A 15,414-nucleotide genomic window follows, 5' to 3' on the forward strand; every position below is an offset into this window, starting at 1 on the left:
GCGGGTCGGGGAGAGCGCGCACGGTCTCGGTTCCTCGCCGAGATGGGAACCACGGGCCGCGGCACCGGCATTCTTCGTGAAACGTCACCGAACGCCACGCGAGCGAGCCGTCAGCGCTGACCCGCACCGTGCGTCCGATGGCCGTGGCGTCATCGGCGAGAAGCACAGCCGCGAGTCGCCCGGCCTCGGCGACCTGCGCAGCCCTGATCGGACCGGAGTCTCGGCCGATCATCTGTGCGTGCAGCAGCGGCCAGGCCGGCTCGAGGTCTCGGGCATGGGCGTCGCGACATGCGAGGCACGCCGATGCGCCGGGAACCACGAGCGGCCCGACGGTGACCCTGCCCGGCTCGAACGACACGGGCAGGTGCGCGGTGTCCTCGCGCAGAAAGCGGGCGAACTGCAGCGCGGCGGTCGCTCCGTTCACGAGCACGACACCGACACCGGGTCGCCGACCGATCTCGACCAGGGTGATTCCTTCGTCCGTCAGCGCTTCCCGCATGCGATACTCGCCGCGGCCGTCCGAGAGACCGATGCTCTCCACCCAGGCCGATCGGGCGGGCGCGGGGTCGTCGACCAGGAGCGCGTCGAGTCGAGCGAGAAGCATCCGTGCCGCCTCCCGCGGTGCGCCGGCCGCATGGGCGATCACGTCGAAGGAGCCGCGGCGGAACCCGGAGCGCAGCCGGCTGAGCAACCGTTCCACCCAGGGCTCCGCGGCGTCGAAGCGGGGACCGTCATCGTCGCCGAGCTGGAGCGTGCGCTCGTCTCGCCAGAGCAGCGGAGAGCCCGGGTCCAGGCGGGTGAGGAGTGGAGGAGTCAGCGGCATCTCTCCGATTGTGGAGAGGAACCGGGCGGTGCGGGGCCGTCTGCGGGCATCGGTGGAGAACTCTTCCGGATCCGCCAGACGGGGGAGGGCGGGTGCGGTCGAGGGAGCTCCCTCGGCCGCACCCGTCGTGCTCAGACCGGTCGGTCGCCCTCCGGCGCTGCGTCGTCGTCTCCGTCCGAATCCGCGGAGTTCTGGTCCGCGGGCCTGTCCTGCGAGAAGTCGTCGCCGTCGAGCAGGCGGGCCAGTGCTTCATCGAACTCGTCGGCGACGGGCTGCTCGCCGCGCTCTGCGGCCTGGAGGCGAGCCACGAGCCCGCTCGGGTCGTCGATGTCCTCGGCGGTCGGCATGAGGTCCGGGTAGTCCCACAGCGAGTCGCGGCCGCTGATGCCGACAGCATCCGTCACCGCCTGCCACATCGCGGATGCCTCGCGCATCCGACGGGGGCGGAGCTTGAGCCCGACCAGCGCGCCGAGCGCGTCCTCGGCCGGTCCGCCCACGGCACGACGGCGTCGAGCGGCCTCCGCGATACGGGCGCCGTCCGGCAGACGGGAGGTCGCCTCGGCGGTCACCACGTCCACCCAGCCGTCGATCGTCGCGATGAGGTTCTCGAGACGGGTCAGGGCTTCGCGCTGCGCCTCGCTCTGCACGGGGAGGAGCGCGCCGCCCTCGATGGCCGCGCGAAGCTCTTCGGGATCGGAGGGGTCGAGGCGACTGGCCACGTCTTCCAGAGCGTCGACGTCCACGGTGACTCCCCGTGCGAAGTCGGTGATCTGCGCCATCACGTGCAGGTGCAGCCACTTCGCGTGCCGGTAGAGCCGTGCGTAGGCGAGTTCGCGGGTGGCGAGGTACAGCGCGATCTGGTCTTCCGGGATCTCGAGCCCTTCCCCGAACGCCGTGAGGTTCTGCGGGATGATGGCCGCGGTCCCCGCAGGGAGCACGGGGATTCCCACGTCGCCACCGGAGACGACCTCGAGCGAGAGGTTTCCCAGAACCTGCCCGAACTGCGCGGCGAACACCGAGCCGCCCAGGCCCCGCATGAGCTTCCCCGCTCCCTGCACGACGCCGCGCATGTCCTCGGGCACCTGCGTGTCCAACGCCGAGGTCAGGGCGTCGGCGATGCTCGTCGACACCGGGTCGGCGATCTCCTTCCACACCGGGAGTGTCTTCTCGACCCACTCGCCCCTGGTCATCGCCGTCGGAGCCTCGGAGAGCTCGGAGATCGTCGTCGCCTCGCCGAGCCACAGGTTCGCGAGCGCGAAGGAATCGGCGAGCGAGGTGCGGGAACCGTCGGTCACTCCCTGCCCGTCGCGATTGGCGATGAACAGGGCCTGGCGCAGGGCGTTCTCCCACGGATCACCGCCGAAGGCGCCCTGGAGCTGCGACATGATGGTCTGCATCATCGCCGGGTCGAGGGTGAATCCGTCCATCCCCTCGAACGCGCCCCTGAGCGCTTCGGGGTCGATGTCCCCGCCGCCCTGGTTCGAGAGCATCTTCCGCAGGAACTCCTGGAAGTCCTCGGGTGTCGGGTCGTTGTCTGCCATGTCACTCGCCCTCTCAGCAGTTCTGTTGCCGTGGCATCTACGCTAGTCACAGGTTTCTGCGCGCGAACCCGATGCGGGCAGATCGGTGTACGCCGCTCGCGAACGACGGAGGAATGCAGTGGATCGAACGCGGTCTGGGAAGCTCGGACTCGGAGTCTGGGCGCTGATCGTCGCGCTCCTCGCGCTGGTCCTGCTCACCTTCCTTCCGTCGCCCTATGTGATCCAGCGGCCGGGGCCGGTGTACGACACGCTCGGCACCGCGAAGGGCGCGGACGGCGAGCAGGTGCCGCTCATCAGCGTCGAAGGCGCGGAGACGTTCGAGACCGCCGGCACCCTCGATCTGACCACGGTGCAGGTCGTCGGCAACCGTGAGCGGACTCCGAGCTGGTTCGAGCTCGCTCTGGCCTGGATGGACTCGTCGAAGGCGGTCGTCCCGCTCGATTCCGTGTTCCCCCAGGGCGTGACCACCGAACAGCGCGATGAGCGCAACGCCACACTGATGGTCGACTCCCAGCACGAGGCGACGGCGGCAGCGCTGAACGAGCTCGGCTATGACACCGGCGCGCAGGTCGTGGTGGTCGATGCCGTCGCGGACTCGCCGGCCGACGGCGTCCTGGAAGCCGACGACGTGATCACCGCGATCGACGGCACGGCCCTCACCTCGGCCACCCAGCTGAGAGAGGCGATCCAGGCGGCGGGAGGAGCCCCGGTGCAGCTCACCGTGGTGCGCGACGGCGCCGAGCAGACCGTCGAGGTCACCCCGGAGGAGCACGCCGAGGGGGACAAGACCGCCTGGCTCATCGGCATCACCCTCCGCACCGACTACGACTTCGAGATCGACGTGACGATCCAGCTCGACAACGTCGGCGGGCCGAGCGCCGGGATGATGTTCGCACTCGGCATCATCGACACGCTCACCGAGGGCGAACTCAACGGCGGCAAGGACATCGCCGGTACCGGAACGATCGACGCGGCCGGCACCGTCGGCCCGATCGGCGGCATCCGGCAGAAGCTCTACGGCGCCAGAGATGCCGGAGCGGAGTACTTCCTCGCGCCGGCCGACAACTGCGACGAGGTCGTGGGTCATGTGCCCGACGGGCTTCAGGTGATCCGCACCGCGACCCTCGACGAGTCGCTGGCCGCCCTGCAGGTGATCGCCGACGACGGAGACGTCGCTGCGCTCCCGACGTGCGACGTCGCCGACCGGTGAGCGCGGAAGCTGCTGCGACCACGCCGTGACCGCCCCGTGACCGGGATGACAGCCTGCGCACAGTGAGCGATGCCTAGGATGGAGGGGTGACCTCCTCGCCCTCAGCTCCGAATCCGGCCACGCCTCGAACGTCCCGACGTATCCTCGGCATCTCACTGGTGATCATCGCCGCACTGATCGCGGTCTTCTTCGTGTTCGCCTCCCTCTACACGGAATTCCTCTGGTTCGACCAGGTGGGCTTCACCGGCGTCCTCACGACGCAGTGGATCGCCACGGCGGTGATGTTCGTGGTCGGCTTCCTCGGGATGGCCGTGCCGCTGTTCGTCGTCATCCAGCTCGCCTACCGGCTCCGTCCCGTGTACGTCCGGCTCAGTTCGCAGCTGGATCGCTACCAGGAGGTCATCGAACCGCTCCGTCGCCTGGCGATGTGGGGCATGCCGATCTTCTTCGGTCTCTTCGCCGGTTTCGCTGCCGCCGGGCAGTGGAAGACGGTCTGGCTCTGGGCCAACGGTGTGGCGACGTCCGACGTCGACCCCCAGTTCGGCATCGACACCGGCTTCTACATGTTCGCGATGCCGTTCTACTCGATCCTGCTCGCGTTCGTCTCCGCGGTGCTCCTGCTCTCGCTGCTGGTGACCGCGCTGGTGTCGTACCTGTACGGCTCTGTGCGCATCGGCCAGGGCGAGCTGCGCATCTCGAAGCCCGCCCGCATCCAGCTCGCGGTGATCGCCGGCCTCTACCTGCTCGTGCAGGCCGCCAGCCTCTGGCTCGACCAGTACAAGACCCTCGTCGAGCCCGACGACCGCATCACCGGTGCGGCCTACACGGGCGTCAACGCGACGATCCCCGGTCTCGCGATCCTCGCCATCATCGCCGCCGTCGTGGCGATACTCTTCTTCGTCACCGCCGTCATCGGGCGCTGGCGCTTCCCGCTGGCGGCGACCGCCCTGCTGATCGTGGCATCGCTCGTCGTGGGCATCGGTTACCCCTGGGTCGTCACCACGTTCCAGGTGAAGCCGAACCAGAACGCCTACCAGGCCGAGTACTACCAGCGGAACATCGACGGCACCAAGGAGGCGTACGGGGTGGCAGACCTCGAGACCACGCCGTTCGCCGCCAAGACGGACGCCGAGGCCGGCCAGCTGCGCGCAGACGCCGAGACCACCGCTTCGACGCGCATCATGGACCCGAAGGTGATCCCGCCGACGGTGCGTCAGCTCGAGCAGTACCGCGGCTATTACCAGTTCCAGACCACGATGGACGTGGACCGCTACGAGATCGACGGCAAGATGCAGGACACCGTGGTGTCTGTGCGCGACCTCGACATGTCGGGCCTCGGCGACGGCGACAACTGGAACAACCGTGTCGCGGTGTACACGCACGGCTACGGTCTCGTGGCCGCCGCGGGCAACCAGCGCACCACCGACGGCGAGCCCGTGTTCCTCGAGCGCGGCATCCCGACCTCGGGCTTCCTGTCCGACCGCGAGAACTTCGAACCGCGTGTGTACTTCGGCGAGAACTCGCCCGAGTACTCGATCGTCGGCGCCCCCAAGGACTCCGAGCCCGCGGAGATCGACTACCCGCGCGGCAAGGACGGCTCGAGTGAGACGAAGACCACGTTCGAGGGCGACGGCGGTCCGAAGATCGGCGACACGTTCACGAAGCTGCTCTACGCGCTGAAGTTCCAGTCAGAGCAGATCCTGTTCTCGAACCTCGTCAACGAGGACTCGCAGATCCTGTACGACCGCGACCCCAAGACGCGCGTCCAGAAGGTCGCGCCGTACCTCGAGCTCGACAGCGACCCGTACCCGAGCGTGGTGGACGGTCGCATCGTCTGGATCGTCGACGGCTACACGACCAGCCAGACCTACCCGTACTCGACGAGCGTGAGCCTGTCGGACGCGATCGCCGACTCCAACATCCCGTCGCCGACGCTCGCCATCGACGACATCAACTACATCCGCAACTCGGTCAAGGCGACCGTGGACGCGTATGACGGTTCGGTGACGCTGTACGCGTGGGACGACGAGGACCCGGTGCTGAAGACCTGGCAGAAGGTCTACCCGTCGACGCTGAAGCCGATCAGCGAGATGTCCGGTGAGCTCATGAGTCACGTGCGCTACCCGACCGACCTGTTCAAGGTGCAGCGCGACATCCTCGGCGTCTACCACGTCGACAAGGCCGGATCGTTCGCTCAGCAGGACAACCGCTGGCAGACGCCGAACGATCCGCGCAGCGAGTCGATGTTGCAGCCGCCGTACTACCTGACCATGCAGATGCCGGGTCAGGACGCCCCGAGATTCTCGATGTTCTCCACGTTCATCCCGAACTCGCAGGGCGCGGGAGGAAGCCGTGACGTGCTCATGGGCTACCTCGCGGTGGATTCCGATGCGGGGTCGGAGAAGGGCGTGAAGGCGGACGGCTACGGCCAGCTGCGCATGCTCGAGATCGACACCGACACCACGGTCCCCGGTCCCGGCCAGGTGCAGAACACGTACAACTCCGACACGTCGGTGGTCCCCCAGCTCAACCTGCTCCAGCAGGGGGAGTCCGAGGTCATCTACGGAAACTTGTTGACGCTGCCCGTCGGTGGCGGTCTGCTCTACGTGCAGCCCGTCTACGTACAGTCGTCCGAGGGAACCCAGCTGCCGCGACTGCAGAAGGTGCTCGTGGCGTTCGGTGATCGCGTCGCGTTCGAGAACACGCTCACGGAAGCGCTCGACACGCTGTTCGGCGGTGATTCCGGTGCGACCGGCGGTGACGACACGGTGGAGCCGGATCCGAACGCCGAGGTCCCGGACACCGGAGAGGTCCCCACGGAGCCCTCGCAGCCCACGGACGCCCAGGCGGACGCACTGGCGGCCGCTCAGGCGGCCCTGGTCGACCGCGAGACCGCGCTCAAGGCGGGTGACCTCGCGAAGTTCGCCGAGGCCGACGAGCGCCTCACTGCCGCGGTCCAGAAGCTGATCGAGCTGGACTCCGCGGGCAACTGACCTGCGGCAACGATTCGAATGGGCGTCCCTCGGGGCGCCCATTCGTGTCTCGACCCCCGCCGGGTCCATACCGGCCGATCAGATCAATCCGATCGCGGTGGACGCCATGGCCGAGCTCGGTATCGACATCGCGGCGGAGGCGCCGAAGGTGCTCACCACCGAAGCCGTCCAGGCGTCGGACGTCGTGATCACGATGGGATGCGGAGATGCCTGCCCCCTCTTCCCAGGGAAGCGCTACGAGGACTGGAAGCGCGATGACCCCGCAGGGCAGGGCATCGAAGCGGTCCGTCCCATCCGCGACGACATCCGCACCCGGATCGAGCGCCTGGTGGCCGAACTCCTCTGACTCGCTGCCCGCTGCCCGCTGCGGCTGATGCGGTTCAGGATGAACAGAGAAAGCGAAAGTCTCTCTGAACTGGATTTCTCCGAGTCGGAGGGGCTGTCGTTTGTTGCGGGGCCAGGATTTGGACCTGCGACCTCCGGGAGCTAGGCGCCCCTACTACAAAGCTTGTGCTGGTTTGCGCAATCTTTGGCTGACCGGGTCTCTCCGTGGGGTCATCCAATCAGCGCAAATCACCGCGAATCAGGCATTGCGTCCGATTTCTGTCGAGCGAATGTGTCGAGCTTTCGCCCTCGCGCGTCAGCGGCGTCCCCTGGGCCCTCTGCCGGCACTCGCGCCTCGATCACGGAGAACTGCGGGCTATCGAGCAGCCGCCACCCATCAGACACCTCGCCCCAGACATGGCGCTCAGCGTTGGTGATGTCGACAGGTTCCGCATCCGTCGATCTTCTCAGACGCGCGGAACGCGCTTGGCTAGGACCTAACTCATACTGGCGCACGATTCGACTGGAGCTGAACACATCTTCAGTTGTCCGGTGTTCCGGGGATGGCTGGAGCGCACGCACGGCCTGATATCGATACTTCGCCATTCAAAACCTCCCCGGGAGCGCGAGGTCGCTGTTGTCGATGGCGTCGATGATGTGGTCTACGCGCCGATGGCAGTCCGCGTCTGGATGAGCGGGCAGGTGAAGACGTCGCGTTCTCCTAGTCCGACACGGTTGATGTAGCGGACCACGATTCTGTAGGACGTGAGCAGTCCGACCTGAGCGTACGGCACCCCGTTGTCGTGACAGTACGCGGCGACGATGGGGGCCGCGCGACGCAGATGCGGGCGCGGCATCGAGGGAAAGAGGTGGTGTTCGATCTGATAGTTCAGGCCCCCCATGAGCACGTCTAGGGCACGGCTTCCGTGAACGTTGCGGCTCATCATCACTTGGCGGCGGAGGAAGTCCAGTTTCATGTCGCGCGGCACGATGGGCATGCCCTTGTGGTTCGGCGCGAACGAGATGCCCATGTAGAACCCGAACAACCCCAGCTGGACAGCAAGGAACACGAACGCTATCCCTGGGGAGAGCACCACGAACACCAGCAGCAAGTACCCTCCGATCCGGACTGTCAGGAAGAGGATCTCCGCCCACCGCCGCGGAAGCTTGCCAGCCGAGAGAACGCGCCGAACGCCCGACGCATGCAACGACAGCCCCTCAAGCAGCAGGATCGGAAAGAAGAGCAGGCCTTGATGCCCGCGCAACCATCGCAACACGGGACTGCGGTGCCTCGCCGTAGTCTCCGGCGTGACGGCGATCACGGGCAGTTCGATATCCGGATCAGCATCGAGCTTGTTCGGGTTGGCGTGGTGGCGAGTGTGTTTGTGCTGCCACCACCCGTAGCTCATGCCCACGAGCAGGTCCCCGAGGACGATGCTCACCCAATCGTTCCACTTCCCTGAAGAGAAGATCTGCCGGTGCGCGGCATCATGCCCCAAGAACGCGATCTGAGTGAACACGACCGCCAGTGCCGCCGCGGTGACCAGCTGCCACCACGACTCACCGATCCACACAAACGCTGCGAGGCACGCCGCGACGACCACCGGAGCTGCGATCAGCTTCGTCCAGTAGTACCCATAGCGGCGTCGTAGGAGACCTCGGTCCCGGACTTGCTGTGCGAGATCTGTAAACGGGCTCGCGACCCGTTGTCCCGCGTCCGAACGGTCGCGGGGATACGTGCTGCGGACGGTAGTCATGATGACCTCCAGGCGGATGTGTCCGCTAGCTGCGGGCGGCGCCGCCCTCGCTGATCCAATCATCTGCACGCGCTGAGGTATCGCCATCCGCGTTCGGGGTGCTGGAGGAGAAAGTGACCGACTCCGCCAACGCCGCAACGGCGGCAGCGCGTGCCTGCTCCCGCTCGGATGCATCGTTGAGCCTCGCGGACGCGACCTCGCGCTCGGCGCGAATCGCTGCAGTCATCTCCGACAGGTGTTCGGCGATGACCTGTGCGAGGCCGTCACGGAGCTCTTCCAGGTTCGTGTTGTAAATCTCGAGGCGTCGATCCGAGACGTGCAACTCGACGGTGGGATACCCCTTCGTCGACAAGTAATCGCGGGTGGTGCCGTCATGGATCGCTGTGACTTCGTCGCGATCTGCCTGGCGGGTGAACACCGCTTCCACGGTGTAACGGTCGGGCGCTTCGTCGGTCATCAGCTTCGCCGGCAGAGATCCGACGAGCACCGTCCCCAGCCCGAGTGGGGAATCGTTCTTCAGTTGTGTACTCATTTGCCGACGGTACGCTCTCAAGCTGTACGCGCTCACAGGTACGTTTCTCCGGCCACCCCGAGGTGCCACCTCGAAGGGTCTCGCACCGCAGGCACACGCTACGGTGCGACCCAAGTCCCCTGCAGTAGTTGGAAGGCGTTGATCACGGGGGGTGTAGCGGGGGTATCGCGGGTGTACGGTTCGGACTAGAGCGCGGCCCGAACTTCTGGGGAGTTTGGAGGCGTCGTTCTGGTCGGCGGGGCTCTTACTAGCAGTGCGATGGAGCTCTCCTCGTGAGGGCCCTTCCGCTGTTTGCAAACCCTGTTCTCGCAAGGTGCGTCCGCCGCTCAGGGGACCCCAGACCCGCGACGGGCGCACCGCCTGAGGTCGGCCAGCAGCTATACAACGTTCCGTCGAGTCGCCGTGTCGCGCGTTCACGGAAGCATGTGACTATCTCAGCCAGAATCGTTTGAAGATGACTCTCGCCCTGCACGATGCGTTGGATCGGGAACATCACGGAGTGGAGGAGCCTGCTGATCTCGCTGTGCTGCACTTCGCTGCTGTCCACCCGGACCGTGAGCCGATGGCTGCATATTCTCGACCGAATCTGTCGAGTCGTGCGCGATTAAAAAGGTGAAGGCCCCGAGATCGTAGTGATCTCGGGGCCTATCTTGTTGCGGGGACAGGATTTGAACCTGCGACCTCCGGGTTATGAGCCCGGCGAGCTACCGAACTGCTCCACCCCGCGGCACAAGAAGAAACTTATCACGGATTCCGGGGTCGGTCTAATCGAGGGGCCCTCCGGACGGGGCCCCGGGCGTGTCGATGCGCGAGGATGGAGACATGTCCGAGACCGCAGCCGTCCCCGTCGCCGTGTGCCAGTTCGCGCCGACCGCATCCCGAGCCGACAATCGTGAACGGATAGCCGAGCTGACATCAGCTGCGGCTGCGCGCGGCGCGAAGCTGATCGTGTTCCCGGAGTACTCCAGCTACTTCGTGGACCCGATGGACGAGAGCCTGGTGGCGAACGCGGAAGAACTCGACGGGGAGTTCGTCTCGACGCTGACGGCGCTGGCGGGGGAGTACGCGGTCGTGATCGTCGCCGGCCTCGCCGAACGGGCATCCGACGAGCGGCGGGTCCGGAACACGGTCGTGGCGGTGCGCGGCGACGGCGTGCTCGCGGTCTACCGCAAGCAGCACCTCTACGACGCGTTCGGGCAGACGGAGTCCGATTGGGTCGAGCCCGGCGAGGTGGGAGTCGCGGCCACCTTCGACCTGGGCGGTCTGCGGTTCGGGCTCATGACCTGCTACGACCTCCGATTCCCGGAGGTCGCCCGCTCTCTCGTCGACGCGGAGGCCGACGTCCTGGTCGTGCCGGCGGAGTGGGTGAGAGGTCCGCTCAAGGAGCACCACTGGACGACACTGCTCGCCGCGCGCGCGATCGAGAACACCGTGTACGTGCTCGCGGCCGACCATCCGACGCCTATCGGTGTCGGGCACTCGCAGATCGTCGACCCCCAGGGCGTCGTGCTCGCCGGAGTGGGCACCGGCCCGGGGATCGCGGTCGCCGCCGTGGAGCGGGACATGATCGAGCGCGTCCGCGTGACCAACCCCTCGCTGCGGGCACGACGGTATGCCGTCGAGCCCGTGCGGGCCTAGCGGCCGGACAGAGCGGCGAGGCGGGTCGCCGCCTCCTCGAGCACCTCGACGCGCTTGCAGGCGGCGAATCGCACCAGACCCGAGTACTCGCTCCTGTGTGCAGCGGAGACGAACGCCGTGAGCGGGATCGCCACGACACCGGCGCGCTCCGGCAGGGCCCGGCAGAATGCAGCGGCGTCTCCTCCGCCCAGGCCGGTCGCGTCGGCGACGGTGAAGTAGCCGCCCTGCGGGGCGTGCACGGTGAAGCCCGCCGCGCGCAGACCATCGCCGAGGATCCCGTGCTTGCGTGCAAGCAACGCTGCGGAGTCGGCGAAGTACGCGTCGTCCATCCGCAACCCCACCGCGACGGCGGGCTGGAAGGGCGAGCCGTTCACATACGTCAGATACTGCTTCACGGTCAGTACTGCGGTGATCAGGGCGGAAGGCCCGTGCACCCACCCGATCTTCCATCCCGTCGCGGAGAAGGTCTTCCCGGCGGACGAGATCGTGAGCGTGCGGTCGGCGGCTCCGGGAAGGGTGGCGATCGGCGTGTGCGGGGCATGGAACGCCAGATGCTCGTACACCTCGTCTGTGACGATGATCGCATCGTGCTTCTCAGCGAGGCGCACCACCTCCTCGAGCACATCGCGCCCGAAGACCGCGCCCGTCGGGTTGTGCGGGTCGTTGACGAGGATGATCCTGGTGCGGTCGTTCACGGTCGCGGCGAGGCGCTCGAGGTCGGGCTGGAAGTCCGGAGCCCGCAACGGCACCGTGCGAAGGGCTGCCCCTGCGAGGGCCACAGCGGCCGCGTATGAGTCGTAGTAGGGCTCGAACACGACCACCTCGTCCTCGGGGCCGTCGATGAGCGCCAGGAGGGTCGCGGTGAGAGCCTCGGTCGCCCCTGCGGTCACGATCACCTCGGTGGCCGGATCGACCGAGAGCCCGTAGAAGCGCTGCTGATGCGCGCTGATGGCTTCGAGGAGATCAGGGATGCCGCGACCGGGCGGATACTGATTCGCTCCGCTCGCGATGGCCGCTCGTGCGGCCTCCAGAACCTCGGCGGGACCGTCCTCGTCGGGGAAGCCCTGCCCGAGATTGATGGCACCGGTTCTGGCCGCTGCCGCCGACATCTCTGCGAAGATGGTGGGCGCGACGGTTCCGTCCGCAGCGAGCAGACCTGCACCCGCTGCCGTGCGCCGCCATGCGCCGGGAATGACACTCATGAAGAACAGGCTAAGGCCATAGCTGAAACTCATCCTCGACATAAGGAACGCACAGATACAGGCGTCATTCTGAAATGGTCGTCGAAGGAGCACACACCATGAACGAAGACAACCCCCAGGACCAGTCGGTACCCGCGTCGAACGACGCCGTGCCGTCCACCGAGGCCGCAGAGGTCGCCGCACAGCCGGCGACGAACGCCGCCGCTGACTCGACCGCGCCTTCTGCCGCGTCGCCATCCGTGCCGTCGGCGCCTGTCGCTCCGGCCGCTGCCGCGCCGACACAGGGCCACGAGATGCCGTCGTCCTTCACTTCGCAGGCCCCGGCCGCGCCCGTGATCGCCCCGGTTCCGCACGGCTACGCGGCACCGGCCGCCGGCGCACCGGGAACGGCCACTGCGCAGGGAGCCGCGTTCGGCATCCCCACCGCGACCGCGCACACGCAGCCCACCCAGCCTCTCGGCGACGGCGCTCCGTACGGCGCCCACGGCGACGGGACGAAGACCAAGGAGCAGAAGCCTCGTGGCGGCGCGAAGTTCGCCGCCTTCATCGTGGCCGCAGCCCTGGTCGGCGGAGTCGCCGGATTCGGCGGAGGGGCGCTGCTCAACGGCATCCAGGACCGCCCGTCGTCGGGCACGGCCACAGGGCCGCAGACCGTGACGGTGAACAACCCCGGATCCGTCAACGAGACGACCGCCGTCGCCACGGCAGCCCTTCCCTCCGTCGTGACCATCGAGGTCGCCGGCTCCGACCAGGCAGGCAGCGGGTCCGGCGTCATCATCAGCGACGACGGATACGTGCTCACCAACACGCACGTCGTGACGCTGGGCGGCGCGGTCGCCGATCCGACGATCCGCGTGACGACGTCGGACGGGCGCATCTTCGAGGCGACCGTGGTCGGCACCGACCCGATCTACGACCTCGCCGTGATCAAGCTGAAGGATGCCAAGGGGCTCACCCCGATGGAGTTCGCCGACTCCTCGAAGCTCAACGTCGGAGACACGGCCGTGGCGCTGGGCGCACCGCTGGGACTGGCGAACTCCGTCACGACCGGCATCGTGAGCGCCCTGAACCGGAGCATCCAGATCGCCTCCTCCGCGCTGCCCGACTCCTCGTCGCAGGATGCGCCGGATCAGCAGCAGACGCCCGATCAGGGGCAGGGACAGGGACCGTTCCAGTTCGACATCCCGGGCAGCGGCACGCCGCAGACCTCCGACTCCATCTCGATCGCGGTGATCCAGACGGACGCGGCGATCAACCACGGCAACTCCGGTGGTGCTCTGGTGAACAGCAAGGGCGAGCTGATCGGCATCAACGTCGCGATCGCGAGTTCGGGAAGCTCCGAGGAGTCGGGCTCGATCGGCATCGGCTTCGCCATCCCGTCGAACATCGCCAAGCGCGTCTCGGACGAGATCATCGCCGACGGGGTCGCGACGCACGGTCTGCTGGGCGCCTCCGTGCAGGACGCCTCGAGCGTGCAGGGAGCGACCGTCTCCGGGGCCTACATCGCCAAGGCGAACGAGGGCGGCGCAGCGGCGGCCGCCGGCATCAAGGAGGGTGACGTGGTCACCGAGTTCAACGGTGTCCCCATCACCAGTGCGAGCGATCTCACCGCCCAGGTCCGTGCGGCTGCGGCCGGCAGCGATGCCAAGGTCACGTACGTGCGCGGAGGCAAGGACTACGACGTCGACGTGACGCTCGGCGAACTCGCCGGCTGAGTACGCCTCACACACAGAGAAAGACGCCACCCCGCGATAGGCTCGCGGAGTGGCGTCCTTCTCTTTCGGCACCGGCAATGCGGCCAAGCTGCTCCGGATCCCGCTGTATGCCGTCGGACGCATCGGCACGCTCGTGCTGCCGCGTGGACGGCGCTGGGTCTTCGGCTGTGGAGCCGGGGTCGGTGACGGCGCTCTCGCGCTGCAGCGCCACGCAGCGCGGCTCGGCCACGACACGGTATGGCTCACGTCTTCGGAGCGCGAGGACCACGACGCTGCCGCACTCGGCATCCGCTTCGTCCGCAAGAGCGGGTTGCGAGGCTGGTGGGCGACAGCGCGGGCGGGCGTGCTCGTCGTGACCCACGGACTGGGCGACGTGAACCGCTACGCGAACGGGGGCGGGTTCGTCGTCCAGCTCTGGCACGGGATCCCGTTGAAGCGGATCGGGCTGGACTCCCGGGCGACGACGGAGGTCCCCGCCGTCCCCGGAGCGGCGCTGCTGAGTCGCGCGGTCGGTGTCCTGTACCGTGCGGCCGCCCAGCGCATCCGCGTGCTCCCTGCGGCCTCGCATCGCGCGAGAGGGCGCCTGGAGTCGGCGTTCGGCCTCGGCGACGAGCGCGTCGTCGTCACGGGGGAGCCTCGCGTCGACGTGCTCTCCTCCGGACCGGCGGATGAGGTGAGGTCGCGCGCGTCCGCCCTGCTCTGTCGAGTCGCGGGCGACGTCTCCGAGACCTCGCGCACCATCCTGTACGCGCCGACCTGGCGCGACGGCGCCGCCGACCCCGCGGTCCCCACCGGCGAGGAGTGGATCCGCATCCTGCGTGTGCTCGAGCAACACGACGCCGTGTTGTTCGTGCGCTCCCATCCGCTGGGCGAGGGCGGGTATGCGCCGCCGCTTCCGAGCAGGCGGGTGCGCGCGCTCGGCTCCTCTCTGCTGGCGGACGTGACCCCCGTGCTTCCCGCGGTCGACGTGCTCATCACCGACTACTCCTCGCTCGCGTACGACGTCGGTCTGCTGCGGATGCCCGTGCTCTTCCTGGCTCCTGATGCGGAGGAGTACGGCCGCACCCGCGGGTTCTACGGCCGGTTCGAGGACGTCGCGGGGCCCGATGCGGCCTCCGACTGGACGCAGTTGCTGATGCAGCTCGACGCGCTCCTCGGCGATGATGCCGTGCGTGACGCGGCGTCCGAGCGTTCCGCTACGCTCAGCGCGGAGATGCATGCATATCGGGACGGACGGAACACCGAGCGTGTGTACCAGGTCATCCGCGCGCGGGGGATACCCGCGCCGAAGGGAGCAGTATGACAACGGCCCGCATCGATGACGCGGCGGAGGCCCTGATCATCGAAGGGACCGGTCAGCGACCGGAAGCGGCAGAGCTGGTGGGTCCGCGAGCGCAGGTCGATGCCCGCCTCACCGGCGGAGGGAGAACCTGGAAGGCGACCTTCCCTCTGCAGGCGTCGCGGTGGGGTGGCCCGTCCCTCCCGCTGCCGACCGGAGCATACGAGCTGCGCATCCCCGGCGTCGATCTGGATGAGCTGCAGCTGCCGTCCACGGTGCTCACCGGGGTCCGCGTCGCCGTGAACGCAGGCACCGTCCGCATCGCCGCTCCGATCGACCCGGTCTACGAGACCGCGGAAGGCCGCTCGACCCTGGAGGAGCGTTACGTCGCGCAGGCGGG

Annotated in this window: 11 protein-coding genes, 1 tRNA gene and 1 pseudogene; 7 read left to right on the plus strand and 6 right to left on the minus strand. The window is 67.8% G+C overall.

Going from position 1 to position 15,414, the window contains the following annotated elements; translation table 11 throughout:
• A partial coding sequence (locus tag AX744_RS20215) for a hypothetical protein (RefSeq protein ID WP_061015788.1) occupies nt 1–823 on the minus strand: 823 nt, incomplete at its 3' end.
• A gap of 131 nt (nt 824–954) precedes the next feature.
• The gene (locus AX744_RS05910; protein WP_046749545.1) at nt 955–2,364 is read right to left on the minus strand and encodes a zinc-dependent metalloprotease; all 1,410 of its coding nucleotides are present in this window, start codon (nt 2,362–2,364) and stop codon (nt 955–957) included.
• A gap of 118 nt (nt 2,365–2,482) precedes the next feature.
• On the opposite strand from AX744_RS05910, the gene AX744_RS05915 reads away from it, so the two are divergent.
• The 3 genes from AX744_RS05915 to AX744_RS05925 all read left to right on the plus strand — a co-directional run bounded on the left by AX744_RS05915 (nt 2,483) and on the right by AX744_RS05925 (nt 6,913).
• Nucleotides 2,483–3,574 (plus strand): YlbL family protein, encoded by a 1,092-nt coding sequence (locus AX744_RS05915; protein ID WP_082738422.1) that lies wholly within the window; start codon nt 2,483–2,485, stop codon nt 3,572–3,574.
• Between the two features lie 86 nt (nt 3,575–3,660).
• Entirely contained in the window at nt 3,661–6,567 is a 2,907-nt protein-coding gene (locus tag AX744_RS05920; protein ID WP_058631840.1) for a UPF0182 family membrane protein, read from the plus strand.
• A 1-nt stretch (nt 6,568) separates the two neighbouring features.
• Nucleotides 6,569–6,913: an arsenate reductase/protein-tyrosine-phosphatase family protein gene (locus tag AX744_RS05925; RefSeq protein ID WP_061015792.1), complete on the plus strand. Its 345-nt coding sequence runs from the start codon at nt 6,569–6,571 to the stop codon at nt 6,911–6,913.
• Between the two features lie 640 nt (nt 6,914–7,553).
• On the opposite strand, the gene AX744_RS05930 is transcribed toward AX744_RS05925, so the two are convergent.
• From AX744_RS05930 to AX744_RS05940, 3 genes are all read right to left on the minus strand, one after another.
• Entirely contained in the window at nt 7,554–8,648 is a 1,095-nt protein-coding gene (locus AX744_RS05930; protein ID WP_061015794.1) for a fatty acid desaturase family protein, read from the minus strand.
• Nucleotides 8,649–8,673: 25 nt separating this feature from the next.
• Nucleotides 8,674–9,216, minus strand: coding sequence for a hypothetical protein (locus tag AX744_RS05935; protein WP_231728747.1), 543 nt, complete (start codon nt 9,214–9,216; stop codon nt 8,674–8,676).
• Nucleotides 9,217–9,833: 617 nt separating this feature from the next.
• Nucleotides 9,834–9,907 (minus strand) — tRNA-Met (locus AX744_RS05940).
• Between the two features lie 95 nt (nt 9,908–10,002).
• On the opposite strand from AX744_RS05940, the gene AX744_RS05945 reads away from it, so the two are divergent.
• The gene (locus AX744_RS05945) at nt 10,003–10,818 is read left to right on the plus strand and encodes a carbon-nitrogen hydrolase family protein (protein WP_061015798.1); all 816 of its coding nucleotides are present in this window, start codon (nt 10,003–10,005) and stop codon (nt 10,816–10,818) included.
• Here the strand turns inward: AX744_RS05945 and AX744_RS05950 are convergent.
• The gene (locus AX744_RS05950) at nt 10,815–12,020 is read right to left on the minus strand and encodes an aminotransferase class I/II-fold pyridoxal phosphate-dependent enzyme (protein ID WP_061015801.1); all 1,206 of its coding nucleotides are present in this window, start codon (nt 12,018–12,020) and stop codon (nt 10,815–10,817) included. The two genes, AX744_RS05945 and AX744_RS05950, sit on opposite strands and share 4 nt — an antisense overlap.
• Before the next feature lie 98 nt (nt 12,021–12,118).
• On the opposite strand from AX744_RS05950, the gene AX744_RS05955 reads away from it, so the two are divergent.
• The 3 genes and pseudogenes from AX744_RS05955 to AX744_RS05965 all read left to right on the plus strand — a co-directional run.
• Nucleotides 12,119–13,735, plus strand: a complete 1,617-nt coding sequence (locus AX744_RS05955; protein ID WP_058631854.1) for a S1C family serine protease — start codon at nt 12,119–12,121, stop codon at nt 13,733–13,735.
• 49 nt (nt 13,736–13,784) lie between these two features.
• Entirely contained in the window at nt 13,785–15,038 is a 1,254-nt protein-coding gene (locus AX744_RS05960; protein ID WP_061015802.1) for a CDP-glycerol glycerophosphotransferase family protein, read from the plus strand.
• A pseudogene (locus AX744_RS05965) lies at nt 15,035–15,414 on the plus strand (CDP-glycerol glycerophosphotransferase family protein); the annotation flags it as partial. The gene AX744_RS05960 and the pseudogene AX744_RS05965, both read left to right, overlap by 4 nt.

This window comes from Microbacterium sp. CCH5-D1 (genome assembly GCF_001557335.1).
Lineage (GTDB): Bacteria > Actinomycetota > Actinomycetes > Actinomycetales > Microbacteriaceae > Microbacterium > Microbacterium oxydans.